At 51.6% G+C, this 18579-nt stretch carries 16 protein-coding genes; all 16 read right to left on the reverse strand.

All coding sequences use genetic code 11. The annotated features are described in order from the left end of the window. Window position 1 precedes the first annotated feature (1 nt). The gene (locus tag WBG83_RS08315; protein ID WP_336744368.1) at window positions 2–526 is read right to left on the reverse strand and encodes an NADH-quinone oxidoreductase subunit J; all 525 of its coding nucleotides are present in this window, start codon (window positions 524–526) and stop codon (window positions 2–4) included. After that, complete coding sequence (nuoI, locus tag WBG83_RS08320) at window positions 516–968, reverse strand: NADH-quinone oxidoreductase subunit NuoI (protein WP_336744370.1); 453 nt, start codon at window positions 966–968, stop codon at window positions 516–518. Before nuoI ends, WBG83_RS08315 begins: the two co-directional genes overlap by 11 nt. A gap of 103 nt (window positions 969–1071) precedes the next feature. Continuing rightward, a complete protein-coding gene (gene nuoH, locus WBG83_RS08325; RefSeq protein WP_336744372.1) occupies window positions 1072–2082 on the reverse strand; it encodes an NADH-quinone oxidoreductase subunit NuoH in 1011 nt (336 codons plus the stop codon). Next, window positions 2082–3182 (reverse strand): NADH-quinone oxidoreductase subunit D, encoded by a 1101-nt coding sequence (locus WBG83_RS08330; protein WP_336744374.1) that lies wholly within the window; start codon window positions 3180–3182, stop codon window positions 2082–2084. Before WBG83_RS08330 ends, nuoH begins: the two co-directional genes overlap by 1 nt. Before the next feature lie 3 nt (window positions 3183–3185). Beyond that, on the reverse strand, window positions 3186–3914 hold the full coding sequence (locus WBG83_RS08335; protein ID WP_336744375.1) for an NADH-quinone oxidoreductase subunit C: 729 nt from the start codon (window positions 3912–3914) through the stop codon (window positions 3186–3188). Beyond that, a complete protein-coding gene (locus tag WBG83_RS08340) occupies window positions 3911–4429 on the reverse strand; it encodes a NuoB/complex I 20 kDa subunit family protein (RefSeq protein WP_336744377.1) in 519 nt (172 codons plus the stop codon). The genes WBG83_RS08335 and WBG83_RS08340 overlap by 4 nt, the downstream gene beginning before the upstream one ends. Then, entirely contained in the window at window positions 4414–4728 is a 315-nt protein-coding gene (locus WBG83_RS08345) for an NADH-quinone oxidoreductase subunit A (RefSeq protein ID WP_336744477.1), read from the reverse strand. The genes WBG83_RS08340 and WBG83_RS08345 overlap by 16 nt, the downstream gene beginning before the upstream one ends. Before the next feature lie 551 nt (window positions 4729–5279). Then, complete coding sequence (locus tag WBG83_RS08350; RefSeq protein WP_336744379.1) at window positions 5280–8468, reverse strand: alpha-mannosidase; 3189 nt, start codon at window positions 8466–8468, stop codon at window positions 5280–5282. Window positions 8469–8561: 93 nt separating this feature from the next. Next, the gene (locus tag WBG83_RS08355) at window positions 8562–9953 is read right to left on the reverse strand and encodes an ABC transporter substrate-binding protein (protein ID WP_336744381.1); all 1392 of its coding nucleotides are present in this window, start codon (window positions 9951–9953) and stop codon (window positions 8562–8564) included. 123 nt (window positions 9954–10076) lie between these two features. Then, window positions 10077–11864 carry a sensor histidine kinase gene (locus WBG83_RS08360; protein WP_336744383.1) on the reverse strand — a complete coding sequence of 596 codons (1788 nt, stop codon included), beginning with the start codon at window positions 11862–11864 and terminating at the stop codon, window positions 10077–10079. Between the two features lie 48 nt (window positions 11865–11912). Further along, complete coding sequence (locus WBG83_RS08365; protein WP_336744479.1) at window positions 11913–12725, reverse strand: carbohydrate ABC transporter permease; 813 nt, start codon at window positions 12723–12725, stop codon at window positions 11913–11915. Window positions 12726–12819: 94 nt separating this feature from the next. Then, a complete protein-coding gene (locus tag WBG83_RS08370; protein WP_336744385.1) occupies window positions 12820–13719 on the reverse strand; it encodes a carbohydrate ABC transporter permease in 900 nt (299 codons plus the stop codon). Window positions 13720–13848: 129 nt separating this feature from the next. Further along, window positions 13849–15471, reverse strand: a complete 1623-nt coding sequence (locus WBG83_RS08375; protein ID WP_336744387.1) for a response regulator — start codon at window positions 15469–15471, stop codon at window positions 13849–13851. 277 nt (window positions 15472–15748) lie between these two features. Continuing rightward, window positions 15749–16153 carry a F0F1 ATP synthase subunit epsilon gene (locus tag WBG83_RS08380; RefSeq protein ID WP_336744389.1) on the reverse strand — a complete coding sequence of 135 codons (405 nt, stop codon included), beginning with the start codon at window positions 16151–16153 and terminating at the stop codon, window positions 15749–15751. A 99-nt stretch (window positions 16154–16252) separates the two neighbouring features. Then, window positions 16253–17659, reverse strand: coding sequence for a F0F1 ATP synthase subunit beta (gene atpD, locus WBG83_RS08385; protein ID WP_336744391.1), 1407 nt, complete (start codon window positions 17657–17659; stop codon window positions 16253–16255). A 42-nt stretch (window positions 17660–17701) separates the two neighbouring features. Next, on the reverse strand, window positions 17702–18562 hold the full coding sequence (gene atpG, locus WBG83_RS08390) for an ATP synthase F1 subunit gamma (RefSeq protein ID WP_336744393.1): 861 nt from the start codon (window positions 18560–18562) through the stop codon (window positions 17702–17704). Window positions 18563–18579 lie beyond the last annotated feature (17 nt).

The raw sequence follows: 18579 nt of genomic DNA on the forward strand, positions 1-18579 counted from the left end.
GTTACTCCTCCTCCCTTTTGGCCAAAATAATAGCCCCGATAAAAGCAACCGTCAGCAGTACCGATACAAGCTCGAATGGAATGACATGCTCGGTGAACAGCCGAAGGCCGATTTCCTTCGTATTGTCGGCGGCAGGGGCCAGCTGCTGCAGCGGGAACACCGCTTCCCGAATGGCATAGAACAAAATTCCGAATAACGCCAGCACGCCCACGGCGGCAAGCACCTGATGGAGCGGACGGCGGGGCTCCTCCTCCTCGCTCTGGTGCTTTGTCATCATAATGCCGAATATCATCAGAATGGACACCGCGCCGGCATAAATAAGCACCTGCACAAAGGCCAGAAACTCCGCATCAAGCAGAACGTACACACCGGCCAGACTGAGAAACGTGAATGCCACAGCCGTGACCATGTGCACCACCTTTGTGAAGCTAATCATATAGATCGCTCCGCCTATTGCAAGCAGGGCAAACAGGAAAAAGGCGATATTCGCCCCGCTGGACAAAAAGCTGACCATGTTATCCAGCATCCTTTTTGCCTCCCTTGGGCATCGCCGAATTATTCTCCTGGCGAATATTTTGCGTGTTCTCACTGAGCCACTGCATGTTTTTGAACAAATCGTCCCGGCTGTACGCGCTCAGCTCAAAATTGTTCGTCATGACGATCGCCTCGGTCGGGCAAACCTCCGTACACAAGTCGCACAGAATACAAATTTCAAAGTTTATGTCGTAGGTGTCTATGACTTTTCCTTTCTTGTCGGGGTCCGGGTTCGGCTTTCCCGTCAAGGAGATGCATTCGGTCGGACAAATCCGGGCGCACTGGTTGCAAACGATACATTTCTCCGGGTCAAAATGCTGTATGCCGCGGAACCGATCCGGCATTTGCAGCGGCACGTCGGGGTAAGCGTAGGTGACCTTCTTGGCTGTTAAGCTTTTGAGTGTGACACCAAGTCCTCTGGCTATCCCTTTCATCGTTTCATCACCCCTGTGGGTTTAATTGAATAGCTGCCTCTGTATACATTCGCGGCATTCATTGGAAGCACCTTCCTTGCACGCCGCTATTCTCAAGAAATGCCTAACGAAGAAGCTGCTTGACAATCGCAGTCAGGAACACATTGGCCAGCGCCAGCGGAAGCAGAACCTTCCAGCCCATGCTCATCAGCTGGTCTACCCGAATCCTCGGCAGCGTCCCGCGTATCCAGATCAGGAAGAAGACCACCAGACAAAACTTGAACAAGAACCACACAATTCCCGGTATAAACGCAAGGAATGGAAACGGTGGCAGCCAGCCGCCCAGAAATAATACCGTGGTCATGGAGGCGATGGCGAACACATACACGTACTCCGCCAGCATAAAGAAGGCAAACCGGAACCCGCTGTATTCCACATGGTAGCCGGCAACAAGCTCGGATTCCGCCTCCGGCAGATCAAACGGCGTCCGGTTCAGCTCCGATACCGCAGCCACAATGAACACTGCAAAGCCGATTATTTGGGGCAGGAAGTTCCAGTTCCAGAACCAGCCCCCGGCCTGGCTTTCTACGATTTGGCGCAGGTTCAAGCTCCCGCTCAGCAAGATGACCCCAATCACCGAGATGACAAGCGGGATCTCATAGCTGATCATTTGAGCTGCGGATCGCATGCCTCCCAGCAGGGAGTATTTGTTATTGGATGCCCAGCCTCCTAGTATGATGCCCATGGTGGAGATACCGGAAATGGCAACGTAGTACAGCAATCCGACGTTTAAATCGGCCAAGTGGAACGTTTCGGTAAACGGCAGGACGGCCAGAACCAGGAAGGAGGGCACGAACGCGAGAACCGGCGCGAGAATAAACAGCTCTCGGTCCGCCTTCTTCGGAATGGTGTCTTCTTTAATGAGCAGCTTCATCACGTCCGCGACCGATTGCAGCAGCCCGAGCGGCCCGACCCGGTTCGGTCCGATACGGAACTGCATCCAGCCGAGAATTTTGCGCTCTGCATATATTGCGTACGTGACAAACCCAAGCACAATCATCAGCATCATCACGCCAACCAGAAACAGCAGGATGACATTGCCTAACGTCAAGCTTGAATTCAGCAAGGTGTCCATCAGCAGTCGACCTCCCCGACGACAATATCAATCGCTCCAAGGATGGTAATCAGGTTCGTCATCGTTTGGCCCACAAGCAGCTTCGGAAGAATTTGCAGGTTTACAAACGACGGCCTGCGGAACTTCAGTCGGTATGGCTTGTCTTTGCCCTTCGAAATAATGTGGCAGCCGATTTCGCCCCGGGGGGACTCAATACCGACATACACTTCTCCTTCCGGGGGACGGATAACACGCGGGGCCTTGCCCATCGTCTCCCCGCCTTCCGGAAATTGCTCAACCGCCTGCTCCAGAATACGAAGCGACTGGCGGATTTCTTCCATTCGTACAAGGTAACGGTCATAGCAGTCCCCGTTTACTCCGACCGGCACATCGAATTCAAAACGGCTGTAAAGGGAGTAAGGCTGATCCTTGCGCAAATCCCATTTCTCTCCCGTACACCGCAGGTTCGCGCCGCTCAAACCATACTGGATCGCCGTTTGGGCATCATATGCCCCCACGCCGCGAATCCGTGCCAGAAAAATCTCGTTTCCGCTAACCAGCGTATCGTATTCCTCCAGCTTCTCTCGCATATACGGCACAAACTCGCGAACCTTTTGAATCCAGCCTTCAGGCGCATCCCATTTTACGCCCCCGACTCGCATGTAGTTGTAGGTTAGACGCGCGCCGCACAGTTCGTTGAATAAATCAATGATGATTTCCCGGTCCCGAAAGGCAAACAAGAACGGGCTCATCGCCCCGATATCCAGTAAGTAAGTGCCCCACCAGACCAGGTGGCTGGCGATCCGCTGCAGCTCCATTACGATGAGCCTTAGAAATTCGGCCCGCTCCGGAACCTCAAGACCCATCAGCGTCTCGACGGCATGGACGACCACATAATTGTTCGTCATGGCGGAAACGTAATCCATTCGGTCCGTGTAGGGGATAATTTGGGTATAGTTCAAGTTCTCCGCCAGCTTCTCGGTCCCCCGGTGCAAATACCCGAGCACAGGAATCGCTTCAGTAATGATTTCACCATCCAGCTTAACAATAACGCGAAACACACCGTGCGTGCTCGGATGCTGCGGGCCGACGTTAAGCAGCAGTTCTTCCGTTCGAATCATCGCCTACACCTCCGGGTCATACGGTTCATAGTCTTTGCGCAGCGGATGGCCAATCCAATCGTCCGACATCATAATGCGCGTCAGATTCGGGTGCCCCGGGAAATCGATGCCGAGAAGATCGTATATTTCCCGCTCGTTCCAATCCGCTGTCGCCCATACCGGAGTTACGGAGGGAATTTGAGGCGCTTCCCGATCGGTTTTAACCCGTACTGCATAATTCTGCTTGGCCTTAAACTGAATCAGGTGGTAGACCGTCTCCAGATGCGTCTCCATATCCGCCCCGGTCATATTGCGAAGATAGTCCAGCATTAATTCCGGATGATTGCGGAGCGTTTGCGCGCTTTGCAGCCAATAAGCCGGCTTGATGACGACCGTCGGGATATGACCGTTCCGCTCATTGATATAAGCCTCGTCTACCGCTTCTTCTCCAGCCTGCTCCTTCAATATGGCAACCAGCCGGTCCAGCTTCGGCTGGCTTGGCGACGGTCCTTTCGGCGCCGCCTCTTCCTCGCCGCCAGGCTCACTCTGCTTGGCTCTGGCTGCCGCGCGGGCTGCCCGCGCCTCGGCCGCAGCCTTTGCCTTCGCTTCCTTGTCGGCATCGGCAGAACCCGCCGCCGGCTCGCTTGTAACCGCTTCCTTAACTGTTTCCCGCTGAGCTTCCGTACTTGTTTCTTCTACGTCTGCAGCGTTCGGCTGATCTTCCGCCTTCTCCTTTTTTTCCTCTTCGCTCACCTGCTCGTCACCCGCTTCCCGGTCTTGGCCTCATAACGGATTTTTTCCTGCAGCTTGTTAATTCCGTAAATCAGTGCCGCGGGATTCGGCGGACAGCCTGGAATATATACATCTACAGGCACGATTTGATCCACGCCTTTTACTACGGAGTAAGACTTAATGTACGGCCCGCCGGCCGTCGCGCAGGAGCCCATCGCGATGACCCACTTCGGCTCCGGCATCTGATCATACAACCGGCGGAGCAGCGGAGCCATCTTCTTGGTTACAGTTCCTGCTACAATCATGACGTCCGACTGGCGCGGCGAAGTCCGGAATATGACCCCAAAGCGGTCCAGATCGTAGTGGGACGCGCCGGTATTCATCATCTCAATCCCGCAACAGGCCAGGCCGAATGTAAGCGGCCACAGCGAGTTACTGCGGGCCCAGCCTTTGACCTGCTCGAGGGTGGTAAAAAAAATATTTCGTTCCAGCTCAGCTTTTTCTTCCGGACGAATTGACGCTAAATCGAATTCCATTGCAGCACCTTCTTCTTCCAGGCATATAGGAGACCGACGACAAGCAGCAGCACAAAAATCAGCATTTCCACAAGCGCAAATAACCCGAGCTTGTCATATGCGACCGCCCAGGGGTACATAAATACAGTTTCGACATCAAAAATAACAAACATCAGCGCAAACAAATAATACCGGATGTTGAAACGGACATGGCTTTCCCCTACCGGCTCGTTTCCGCTCTCGTACGTCGTCATTTTTTGCTCGGTAGGCTTGTTAGGCCGAAGCAGCCGCCCCAGCGACAAGGCCACTATCGGCAGCATAATTCCCAGGAACAAAAAAATAGCCACTAACACGTAATTGTTAGAATACGTCTCCACCGAATCGCCCCTGTCTATATAGATTTTTCTTATCACAAAACGAAAAATAATTAATGAATCCCCTACCAATTATATCAAAACCGTGAAATTGTGTAAATTAAACCACGTAAAACAACGTGTCGGCCTTGTTTTTTACCACATTACAGTATTTCCCACTCTATAATTTTATCCTACTTTTCGGTAAATTGATGCAGTGATTCATTTCTTTTATATGTTCCGGCTGCAGAATCAAACAAAGCTTATCGGAGTGCCCGGGCTGGTAACAGTGTATGAAGGCAGTCTCCGATCTCATAACCGGTATGTTGGTCCATTCGGTGAACAATCCTCCTTCGGATGGATGAATAAGCCGCCCTGTAAAAAGCATCCGGCTTGTTTGATGCTCGGATCGTTATGAACCGTCTGTCCAGGATAACCCCGAGGCCCAGTCGCAATAAAAAACACCGCTGCCCGGGATGGACAGCGATGCGCTGCTTCACTTCAATTTAAGCTTCATTTTAAGCTTCATTTAAAACCACTAAGAACGTCTTGATCTCATAAGGCTGAATCGAGAATACAACCGGTCCCTCGGCTGCCGTGCTGCCGTCCTCCGGACGCTCCAGCAAATCCGTCTCCTGCCAGCTCTTCATGTCCGCATCGCTGGTCAAGCGCACTTCTCCGCGTTTGCCGGCAAACTCGTGCAGCCGGATCATCATGGCATTGCTGTTTTCCGCTTTTTTGACAGCGTCAATCATCACATGGTCCGCAGTAATCCCGGCCAGCGAAAACCTCGTCTGGGACGGCTTACCGCTCACTGCTTGCAGCGGCGCGTTCAAGGACCACGCTGCTTGAACGGTACCGCCGTCATACCAATCCCCTGCATGCGGGTACAGGGCATATGTGAACGCGTGCTCACCCTGATCAGCCTGCGGGTCCGGCACCAGGGCCGCTTTAATCAAGGACAACCGCATCACATGGCCTTTGATGTCATAACCGTATTTGCAGTCATTCAGCAGGCTGACGCCATAGCCGCGTTCAGACAAGTCGGCCCATTGATGGCCCACTGATTCGAAACGGGCGTAATCCCAGCTGGTGTTCCAGTGTGTCGGGCGCTTCACGTTGCCGAACTGAATGTCATACGTGGCTTCGGTGGAGCGCACATTGACCGGGAAGGCTGCTTTCAGCAGCTGACGCTGCTCATGCCAGTCGGCCTTGGTAACGAAGTCAATCCGGCGCTGGCTGGCATAGACCACCATTTGCTGGCTGATAACCGATCTGCCATACATCCAGCGGAACGAAACCACTGCACGCTCCGGACCGACCTCGTCCACCGAAACGGCTTGAAGCTGATCGATAACCCGCATTTTTTCCTGATAAAAAATATCGATATCCCACGCCTCATGACGGCCCTTCGGTTTATCCTCAAACACCTGCAGCACGTTCCCGGCTTCGCCCTCAGCCAGTACGTTGCGTCCGGCGGTTTTATCATAAATCCGAACGAGGTGGCCCTGTTCGTTCCACTCGATATGGTAGTACGGCGTGGATATCTCACGTGCGCCGCTCCGGAATGGAGAGGCTGTCTCTTGATCTGCAGATGCCCATGGGCCTGACACGAAATAGATGGTTGTGTAGCCCATCGGCGGAATCCTTTTGACACGGACATGCCACTCTGCTCCTGCCAGCTGTGCGGCCAGCCTGCCTCCGTCCGCATCAAACCAGTCCCCTTGCTCCATACCCGGCTGCAGCGGAATGGACGCCATGTCGTCGCGTTCCCACGAAGCGCTGTTGAATACGGTGAAGGCATATTCCTTCTCCCGGTTGTGAACATCGCCCCGCTCCTCGGCCTCACCCGATACCGTATAAGCAGCGCGGCTCCATGCAGCCTGCCCGATTTCATACGCCTCTGCGTACTCTCTGCGGCAATCCTCATAGACCTCGCCAATTGATGAACCCGGGATAATATCATGGAACTGGTTGCGCAAAATAATTTTCCAGCCCTCATACAACGACGCTTGCGGATAGCTGCTCCAATTGCCGATCTGCAGGCTGCCCAGCACACTCAGCCATTCGGCTTCACGGTAGAACAGCTCCAGCTTACGGTTGGCCCGTTTGTTGTAGGCCTGGCTTGTGTAAGTGCCGCGATGCAGCTCCAAATACAGCTCGCCGTCCCAAGTATGCACATACCGGTCGGTTTCTGCAATTTGCTGCTTCAGCTGTTCGAAGTATTCGTCAGCCCGTCCGGTCGTCACATTCGGCAGACCCGGCATCTTCTCCAGCCGGCGGCGCAGCTCCAGCATCTCCCGGTTTACACCGCCGCCGCCATCCCCGTAGCCATAGGAAAGCAGCAGCTCCTGATTAATCTCTTTATCCCGGTAGCCTTCCCAGATGCCCTGCACCGATTCCGGCGTGACGCTGCCGTTATAGGTGTAGTAGAACGCGCCTTCGCTGCTTCCCGGGTCCGGCGTCGTAATGAAATGGGTCAGAACCTCACTGCCGTCGATCCCTTTCCAGCGGAACGTATCATGCGGCATCCGGTTATATTGGTTCCAGCTGATTTTGGTTGTCATAAACATATCAATACCGGATTTACGCAAAATTTGCGGCAGCGCCCAGCTATAGCCAAATACATCCGGCAGCCATAAATAGCGGCATTCCACGCCGAATTGCTCACGGAAAAATTGCGTGCCGTACAGCATTTGCCGAACCAGCGATTCTCCGGAGGTCAAATTGCAATCGGCCTCCAGCCACATTGCGCCGCCCGCTTCCCAGCGGCCTTCCTTCACCCGCTCTTGAATCTGCTTGTACAGCTCCGGATAATCCGACTGAATGTAGTCGTACAGCTGCGGCTGGGTTTGCAGAAATACATAATCCGGGAACAGCTCCATCAGCCGCAGTACGGTCGAGAAGGATCGTGCCGATTTCTCCCGGGTATGCTTCAGCTGCCACAGCCAGGCCACATCAATATGAGTGTGCCCAATGCACCGTACGGTAACCGGATGCTGCTTCGGCATTGCGTCCAGCTGGCTGTTCAGCAGGTCTCTCGCTTCAGCCACAGAGGTGTAGAATGCCTCGGAGCCAGGTCTTGACCAGTCAATCCGCAAAAAAGCCCGGTCGAGCGCCTTCAGAAGTTCATGATGCTCCGGACGGTTCTCATCCAGCAGCTTGACTGTGTCCAGTACGGCCCGGCTGGAATAATACAGGTCATCGGAAGCCTCATCCAGCCAGCACAGGCCCGCTATCGACAGACGGTGATCGATTAATGCAGCCTTGTCATACCCGTTCAGGCCCGACCATAAACGAAATGTAAACTGCACTTGCTTCCCGGTAAGCTCAGCAGGAAGGAAAACCTCCTGGTGGTTAGAATCAACGCCCTGGTACGCTGCCCCGTTCAAAAATAATAGAGACTCGAACCCGCTGTTATTGCCGACGCCCGTTTGCCCGAAATCAAACCGGCCTACAATCTTTTTATTATGCCAGGCAGCGGGAATTTCGCATTCGAACGAAAGCCACAGGTACGTATCTCGTCCTGTCCAAGCCTCTCCGACCCGAATCTCCTTCCAGCTGTCATCCTGCTGCGGCGGATAGGCTCCGATTGCTCCCTCAGGGTCAGGCTTGCATTTCATCCCCTCTATGCGCAGCTCATCCCGGTATCGGAACGGCTCAAGATCTTTAATTCGTGCTGTCAGCTTCTCCTTGGTCCATAACATGTTGCGGGTTCAGTCCTTTCGTCTATAATCTCGAAGCGCACCGGTCTCCACCGGTGCGCTTCAAAGTACGAATATCTATAGATGGTGCTCGTATTATTTGCCGAGCTTGCCTTGCAGGGAAGCCGGCTCGAAGTTCGGATCAACCAGAGGCTGCGTCGCACCGGCTGCTTTGACAACTTCCATTGCAGCATTGTAACGCAGGTTCAGGTCTTGAATCGACTTATCCAGGTCGCCGCCTTGAATAATGTATCTAATCAGAACATCGGATTTTTTCATGCCTTCCAGCTTGCCTTCAACAGTAAAGGTCGGGGCAGCCGGATAAATAGCATCATATTTGGTTGGGATGAAGCCTTCCATACCGGCAATGCTTGGAGCTTTTGCTTTTTCAGTAATATGCGGCAGGATGGAGACGCCGTAGCCTTGCTCATGGTAGCCCTTTTGTACTTCATCGCTGTACATGTACTCCAGGAATTTCCACGCTTTTTCTTTATTTGCGGAATCTTTGCTGATGGACAAATATGCGCCGCCGTTAACCATTGTTGCACCATTCATTTTGCCGTCAACAGTGGGTACTGGAGCAGCAGCCCAGCGGATTTTAGCCGGGAACTGGTTTTTGTACACAGCCGGCTCTGCCGAGTGGTTGATGTACATCCCGATTTTACCTTCAGCAAACTGTGCGCGCAGCGGGTCAATATCAAGTGTCTCTACGCCCGGCATCATGCTGCCGTCTTGACGCATTTGATGAAGGGCTTCAACCGCCGCTTTGTAGGCACCGAAATCGTATTTACCGGTTTTGAAGTTGTAGCCTTCAACAACGCCTGTCCCGCTCAAAGTCGCGATTGGATAAATAACGCGGTCAATAGAGGACGAGTTTTTGAAGTTGGCGGCAAATCCGTAAGCGCCTGTGCTTTTACCGGCTTCAGTCAGCTTCTTGGCGTATTCTACGAATTCAGCCAGCGTTTTCGGCGGTTCTTTCAGACCTGCTTTTTCAAACAAATCCACGTTGTAAATCAAACGCCACATTTGGCCTACGTTCGGAAGGCTATAGATGCTGCCTTTATACAAGTTCTTTTCTTCTACCAGCGTGTTGGCAAATTTGGCCTTCATGTCTGCGCTAATGTAAGGATCGAGCGGAGTCAGGAAGCCTTTTTGTACCCAGGGTACAAGCTTATTGAAATCGACCCGAAGAATATCAGGAGATTGCTTGCTGGCGAACGCAATTTCAACCGACTGGTCGTAGTTATCCGCCATGATGTTGATCTCAACTTCAAGATTATCGGTGTTTGTTTCGTTGTACTTCTTAATTACTTCCTTGATATAGTCTGCGTCGGAACGGTCATTCGTCCAATACGTCAGCTTTGTCTTGCCACCGGCAGCTGCCCCGCTGTTATTGGCTGCAGATTGCTCTGTGCTGCTTGTCGAGCAAGCGGCCAGCAGAAATACCAGCAGAACCGAAAGGGCGGTAACGATTGCTTTTTTTGCCACTGTCATTCTCCCCTTTTAGTGATGAATTGAAATCTAGGATGTAAAGCGCTAACAAGCTGATTATAGTACAATCCATTGTCCGGGTAAGAAGGTCAATCTGATGATCCGTGGTGGAGAAAACAACTATTCCCCCTGCTTCAAGGGAATAATCAGCTTCACTGTAGTTTTGACATCAGGCTCGCTTTCCAATATCATGCGCGAATCCGGACCATAATAGAATCTCAGCCGGTTATACACATTGGACAAGGCATAGCCCTTGGACGGCCGCTGCTCCCAGTCTGCTTCCTGCTCCTGCTCCAGACGGTGGTAAACAGCCTGGGTATCCATGCCGCTTCCGTTATCCTCAACACTCAGATACAAGTGATGCTCGTCCTGAGCCACAAGAACACGGATTAAACCATGCTCCTCCCGATGCTCAAACCCATGAAGAATGCAGTTTTCAACGAGCGGCTGAAGCAAAATTTTCAAAATGGGATGAGAAAGCACCGCATTGTTGGTGACGATAATCTCGTAGTCAAATAATGATTCGTAGCACTTCTGCTGAAGCATCAAATACTGCCGCACATGCTCGATTTCTTTCTCCAGCGTCGTAATTTCCTGCCCGTTGTTTAAGCCCAACTGGAACAGCATGGACAAGGACACAATCATGTCCCGTACATCCTCATGCTCGGCCGTCGCTGATTTCCACAAAATCGTATTCAGCGTGTTATACAGGAAGTGCGGATTAATTTGCGCCTGAAGCGCCTTTACCTCCGCCTTGCGCATCTGAAGCTCCGATGTCTTCACATCGTTGATAAGCGCCTCGATCTGCTCCAGCATCCGGTTAAACTGCCTGCCCACCTGGGTAACCTCATCTTCAAAATCACTGGTAAAGCGCACATCCAGCGAATTCTGCTCCACCCGTTTCATCAGGCGCTGCAGCTTATGCAGCGGCCGGAGAAGAACAGCGGAGAACACATTGGTAAGCAGCAGCGCGAGCAAAATACATCCAATCATAATAATCAGGATAAACCATTTGATCAGGTTCATCTGGCTAAGCAGGGCCGACTTGGACTGCAAGCTGACCAATACCCACTGCTCACCCAGGCTGAGGCGGGCCGAATTAACCAACAACTTGTCCGAACCGGTGGTATGCTCGAAATAACGGTTCGTTTGATCAAGCACCTTGCTTACAAAAGAACCATCTTCCAGAAGATAGCTGTACTCCGAGCGCATATCCGTCACGCTCTGCCCATGGGCATTAAGAAGCAGAAACTGTCCGCTGCTGCCGACCAAATCCTGCATTATCGCTTCCCGGAGCGCTTCTTCCTTCACATTAATGATAAGGTACACACCGCTTGTATAGGTTTCACTAAGTGGATTCATCAACAATGAGATGACCCGGTTGTTCCCGTAGAACAGCCGGTCCTCGTGCGCCTCCACCCAGTGCTCCCGCCCGCTATTGCTTTTATCCATGGCCTGGAACATGTCGGTATCCATGAAGCTGACCCGTGTATCGCGCACAGAGTTGGTCGGGTAGAAATCGCCGATTGGTGTCGAGATCAGGACCGATTCAATAGATGACTCACTCAGCTTCATTTGCGCGAACGGCACCTGAAGTGCAGACAAATGAAGGTAATAATTGCCCGCCTTCCGCCCAGCCACATCCTGCATCATGTCCTTGAAGGCTTGGCTGAGCATCATGACGGAGGACGATACCACAATATGCTTTAACCGCTCATCAGCAACCTGTACCGACTTATTGAGCGTATTTTGACTAAGCTGGAATGCATTGCGTTCATTTACCCGGGAGGCGATGTAATAGGACATCGTTCCCGTTACAGCGATACTAATCATCGTCAGCAGGGTGAACGAGGCCCAGATTCGCCGTTTCAGCGATAATCTGTAATAAATCGGCTTTTTATTGGCCAACTTCCGTTTCGATCCTCCCACTAAAAGAAAGTGAATTTCTTTTATAGATTACCCTTTTAACGAACCGGCTGTCATCTGCATAAACGATTTGTTAGCAAAAATGTATACGACCAGAATCGGCAAAATCGACAGGCACGCCCCGGCGAGCATCAGCTGCAGCTCGGAAGCGGCACCCAGCCCGTAACGGAGATTGGAAAGACCAACCGTCAGCGGCTGAAGGGCCGGTTTGCTCATCGTAAAGACGAACGGCAAAATGTACTCATTCCAGGCATTCCGGAACGCGAACAAGGCGGTTACGCCAATCGCCGGACGAAGAAGCGGCAGAACAATGCGCCAGTACACCGAGTAGAAATTGCAGCCGTCAATGTAGGCCGCTTCATCTAGATCGCGCGGAATCCCATTGAAGAAGCCAATGAGCATGAAGAACGACGTCGCATGGGCGCTAATCAAAATAATAATGACGCCCCACAACGATTCATTCAGGTTTAAGGCAACCATCAGGTCGAACTGCGGACGCAGCACAACCGCTCCGATCGAAATAAACATGGTGCTGGCCTGCAGCCCTACATATAACTTTTTACCGATAAAGGAACCGCGATCGACAGCATATGCGGCCATCGTTGTCACAATAATGGTGCCTGCGGTTGTTGCTGTCGCAATAAAGAGACTGTTCCACGTGAAAAGTGCAAAGTTCGCCTTTTTCCACGCTTCAGCATAGTTTGAGAAATGCCATTCCGCAGGTAAAAATGTAGCGCCTGTCGTTACCTCCAGGTTCGTCTTGAATGAACCGAGAATCGCAACCACAATCGGGAACAGCAGCATCACGGCCACGGCAATCAAGAAAATCCATAGCAAGGTCATCGAGACAAAATGGAGCAGCTTGTTCTTTTCTTTTGGACTATATTGTAATTGTTGTGCGCTTTCCATAGCTTATTCTCCCTCCTTATCGCTCTGATTAATAAATTTTGTTCAAGCGCTTGGACAACCAGAAGTACAGCAGGGTAATGACACCGACAATCAGTGCGGTAACGAAGCCGACCGCGCTGCCGTAGCCGATTTGCTGAACGTTGGCGCTCATCGTAGAGACAGGGAAGAACAGCTTGTACACATACAAGAACATAACCTCGGTTTTTCCGAACGGACCGCCTTCTGTCAAGACCATGATGCTCTCATAGCCCTTCAGCGCGGTTGTGATTGCCAGCATAATAATCATCTGCATGACCGGACCAAGCAGCGGAATGGTGACATTCCAGAACTTCTGAATGGTGTTCGCGCCGTCCAGGGAAGCCGCTTCATACAAGTCCTCAGGGATGTTTTGCAGCCCTGCGAGGAACAACAGCATGTAGTTTCCGATCGCGCCCCAGATGGCAATAATGACGGTCGTCAGCATCGCATTATCCGGTCCCAGCCAGTCAATCGGGCTCGACACAATGCCGAGGCTCATTAAATATTGGTTCAAAATCCCGTTATAGGAGTTGAAAATAATAATAAACACGATCGCCATAACCGATGTACTAATAATGGTCGGCAGGAAGTAAATCGCCCGCAGCAGCTGCCGGCCCTTGATGGCACGGTTCAAAATTACAGCCAGGATAAGACATAACGGCAGCGTCACGATCAGCTTGCCGGCTGCATAAACGAAGGTATTGTATACCGAATTCCAGAACTGATCGTCTCTCATGACCCGTGAAAAGTTGTCAAGACCGATAAATTGGGGAACTCCGAAGCCCTGATAATCATAAAACATGTACCGCAGCGCCCAAATAATCGGGTATACGGATAACGCAAGCGTCAATATCAAGCTCGGTAAAATAAATACATACGAGTTGAGAGTACGTAACGCTTTTCTGCTCATGTTAGTTCTCACTCCTTTAATTCTTCTCATATTGTCCTAAAGCTACTATAAGAGAAGTGGCCCTTCAGAGAGGAGAGAGAATATCACTTTTTGCAGGGGATAATGCAACTTTACGATGGAGCGTTTCCGTTATTGGGATGAATCGGAAGCATACAGCTGCCGGAATTCAGATGGCGTCATGCCCGTATGGCGTTTAAACAGCTCCGTGAAGTACGGACGGTCCTCATAGCCCAGAGCCAGGGAAATCTCTTGAACCTGTCTGCCCTCGATGAGCATGTCCTTGGCCTTCTCCATACGCGCAGAGGTGACATATTGATGGATTGTCATCCCCGTAACCTTTTTAAACAGATTGGAGAAATAGCTGCCGCTCAAAAAAACGATCCGGGCATAATCGTTGGCCGTCATATTCAAATGAAGATTGTCCTTCATGTATGCCGTCACCTGATTAATTAACTGATGCGCTTCTTTGGTCTGCTGGCCGCGCAGCAATTCACAGCCTTCCCGGCACAAGGAGCGAACCAGCTCCTGGGTGTCCTTCAAGGTAAGAGCCGTCCCTGCTTTAATGTCCTTTAACCGCTGCTCTAACGGCTGCCGCTCTTCATCCGTCAGCTTCTCCATAAATATGCGATGGATCAAGAATGCAAGCTCATAGTAGTTGTTTCTGATGACACCCGGCTCCGGCGGCACCGAAAATGTAAAATCCTCTTCAAAAATATCATCCAGCACTTTTTCCGCCTTGGCCATATTCCCCGAACGCAAGCAGTAGAAAAGCTCCCGTTCCTTCTCGGCAGACTGCCGTACCGGCATAGGGTGGGCTGGCGTTACATCCGAATAGCTGTAAACACTGTTGCCTCCGGTATAAAAGTTATAGGAAAGCGCCACAATCGCCTGCTGGTACGAATCCGATATATCCGGTATGTCCCGAACCTCTGTTCCGATTCCAATGGATACCGTACAGCTGGAATAACGGGCAATATTTTCACGGCATTCCTCCGCCAGCGCTTCAGCGCTGATTCGCTCCGTCGGATTAATGACCGCCACAAGTCGCTGGATGTCCTCCCGAAACACCAAGCCGTTCGTATATCTGGAGATCGTCTCCTCCATAATATTTTGCGCGGCAAAGCGAAGCAGTTCCACCTCCGGCACCGGCAGGGCAGGACTTTGATCAGCAAGCTGATCTATTTCGGCCAGCAGCACAATAAAATTCTCCTTATCGATGCCAACCTGCAGAAAGTCCCAACGCTCCCGGGCGCTTTTGGGGCTTGCTTTATAACGAAGAAGCAGGCGGAAATATTCCTGCCGCAGTACCGGAATGCTTTCCCTAACCTTATGCTCCATTTCATTCATGCGTAAGGCCAAATGCAAGTCCTCCATAAGCACCTGCTTGGCTTTTAAAACAATTTCCAGCACCTGATTCGGTGTAAATGGCTTCAAAATATAATCAAACGCCCCAAGCCGTATGGCCTGCTGGGCATAATTAAACTCCGTGTACCCGCTCATAAAAATAACTTTCGTTTTCGGGCTCTCGGCCTGCATCAGCCGCATCATATCAAGCCCGTCTACCTTAGGCATCCGAATATCCGTGAGAACAATATCCGGCTTCACGGAACGAATCATTTGCAGCCCCTCCTCCCCGTTATAAGCCGTTCCGACAATCCGGATTCCATGCTCGCCCCAAGGAATATGATTCACGATTCCATTCACAACTGAACGAATGTCATCAATAACACACATCGTCACTTCATCATTCATAGCTGTCTTCCTCCTTCCCTAATCTTCACCTACGCGGGGTCGATCCCTATGATTAATATTATGGCGGAAATGACAACAATTACGAGCGGCATTTCCATGAATAACGGGGGAGAAAACAATGCAATCTGAAAAACAGCTTTGAATCCCCTACTCTGGACTGTACCTGTTTTGAAACAATAGTGGCGCAAGCTTACACGCTGATAAGAAAAACAGCACTAAAAAAATAAACCAAAAAGGCAAGGAGAGCGATTCTCCATTGCCTTTTTGGTTTCATCCATTATTCTTTATGATCTGCAATTGAAATCCGGTTGAGGGCACGCTGCAGTGCAAGCTCCGCACGACGGAAATCAATTTCTTCTTTATTGCCCTTGATACGCTGTTCAGCGCGCTCTTTCGAAGCCTGAGCACGTTCAACATCGATCTGTTCCGGCAGCTCAGCGCTCTCCGCTAACAGGACCACCTTGTCTTTGCGCACTTCCATGAATCCGCCGTTTACAGCAATTACATGGCTTTTGCCATCCTGCTTCACTGTAACCGGAGCGATTCGGAGCGGCGTAACAAGCGGAATGTGATTAGGCAAAATGCCCAGCTCCCCTTCCGTTCCCTTAACGACGATCATGCTTACCTGCTCGGCAAACACTTTACGCTCAGGCGTTACCACTTCCAATAAAAAGGTGCTCACGTTGATTCCTCCTTCTCGCGAGGCCGGCTCGGAAGCTCCCTCCTGTTCGGTTCAAAGGCACCGAGCAGGAAGAAGCGGTCCGACTAGCAAAAAACCCGATTACAGGGTTTTTGCTTTAGCCACGGCATCTTCAATCGTACCAACGTTGTGGAAAGCCGGTTCCGGAAGATCGTCGTGTTTGCCATCCAGGATTTCCTTGAAGCTGCGCACGGTCTCTTTAACCGGAACGTAAAGTCCAGGAATACCGTTGAACGCTTCTGCAACGTGCAGCGGCTGGGACAGGAACAATTGGATGCGTCTTGCGCGGTGAACGACCGTTTTATCTTCATCCGACAGCTCGTCCATACCCAGGATTGCGATAATATCAAGCAGCTCTTTGTAACGCTGCAAAATTTTCTTTACGCCTTGTGCCACGTTGTAATGCTCTTCACCGACAACTTCCGGAGTCAGAATCCGGGAAGAGGACGCCAGTGGATCCACCGCCGGGAAAATACCCATTGCCGCGATGTTACGCTCAAGGTTCGTCGTGGAATCCAAGTGCGCAAACGCCGTTGCAGGAGCCGGGTCAGTATAGTCATCCGCAGGAACGTAGATCGCTTGGATCGACGTAACGGAGCCTTTCTTGGTGGAGGTAATACGCTCTTGCAGTTGACCCATTTCGGTTGCCAGTGTTGGCTGGTAACCTACCGCGGAAGGCATACGGCCGAGAAGCGCGGATACCTCGGAGCCCGCTTGGGTAAAACGGAAGATGTTGTCGACGAACAGCAATACGTCGCGGCCTTCTTGATCACGGAAATATTCCGCCATTGTCAGACCGGACAATGCTACACGAAGACGTGCGCCCGGAGGCTCGTTCATTTGACCGAACACCATCGCTGTTTTGCTGATAACGCCCGAATCTTTCATCTCATGGTACAGGTCGTTACCTTCACGAGTACGCTCACCTACACCGGCGAATACGGAGATACCGCCGTGCTCTTGCGCGATGTTATGGATAAGCTCCTGCATCGTTACGGTTTTACCTACACCCGCACCACCGAACAATCCGACCTTACCGCCTTTCGCGTAAGGAGCCATCAAGTCAACGACCTTGATACCGGTTTCCAGCATTTCTGCTTGTGTGGACAGTTCATCAAAGGTTGGAGCTTGACGATGAATCGGGTTCGTCAGTGTACGATCCACTTCGCCTGCTCCGTCAATCGGATCGCCGATAACGTTAAACACGCGGCCAAGTGTTGCAGGACCTACCGGTACATTAATCGGTCCGCCAAGGTCAACGGCTTCCACGCCACGAACGAGTCCGTCTGTGGAAGACATCGCCACGCAGCGCACGATGTTGTCCCCAAGGTGGTTTGCCGCTTCAACCGTCAGATTGATGTCGCGCTCACCTGCACCTTGAGCTTTATATTCGATCTTAATTGCGTTCAAAATTTCAGGCAGATGGCCGCGTTCGAACTCGATGTCGACGACCGGCCCCATGACCTGGACTACGCGTCCTTTGCTCATGTGTGTCCCTCCTCCAAAAATACTCTCTTTCAATCGTTCCTATTACAGTGCGTTCGCTCCGCCGACGATTTCGGAAATCTCTTGCGTAATCGCAGCTTGACGCGCACGGTTGTAGCTGAGTGTATAATTCGCGATCATCTTCGTCGCGTTCTTCGTCGCATTGCCCATTGCTGTCATCCGGGCCCCGAACTCACTCGCTTTGCCTTCCAGCACAGCGCTATAAATCAGGGTTTCGGCGTAACGCGGCAGCAGCACTTCGAGAACACCCTCTGCCGATGGCTCGTATTCATAGTTGGATACAGCCCCGGCAGTGCCTTCTACCTGCTCCAGCGGCAGCAGTCTTTTTTCCGTCGGAATTTGAGTAATGGCATTTACGAAACGGTTGTACACGATGTACAGCTCGTCATACTCGCCTTCAACGAACTTGTTGACGGCGCTGTTCGCGATGGCCTTTACATCAGCAAACGCCGGATTATCACCAATTCCCGTCACTTGGCCGACAATCGGAATGTTCCGTTTTACGAAGAAATCTCTGCCCTTGCTGCCCACCACAAAGATGGCATACTCGTCCGCAGACCTATGCTTTTCTTTAATGGTGTTCATTACTTTACGGAGCACACTGGAGTTATAACCTCCGGCAAGACCGCGGTCGGAAGTAATAACGAGGTAGCCTGTGCGCTTAATCTCACGGGATTGCAGCATCGGATGCTTGATTCCTTTAGAACCGGCAGCAATGCTGGAAATAACCTCTTTCATTTTATCCGAATAAGGTCTGGACGCCTCGGCTTGTCTTTGCGCGCGTTTCAGGTTCGCAGCAGACACGAGCTCCATCGCTTTCGTAATTTGCTTCGTATTTTCCGTACTTTTGATTTGGCGCTTTATCTCGCGCATCCCTTTAGCCATTTACATTCTCACCACTT

It is taken from the genome of Paenibacillus sp. y28, from assembly GCF_037137075.1.
Classification (GTDB): Bacteria; Bacillota; Bacilli; order Paenibacillales; family NBRC-103111; genus JBBBNV01.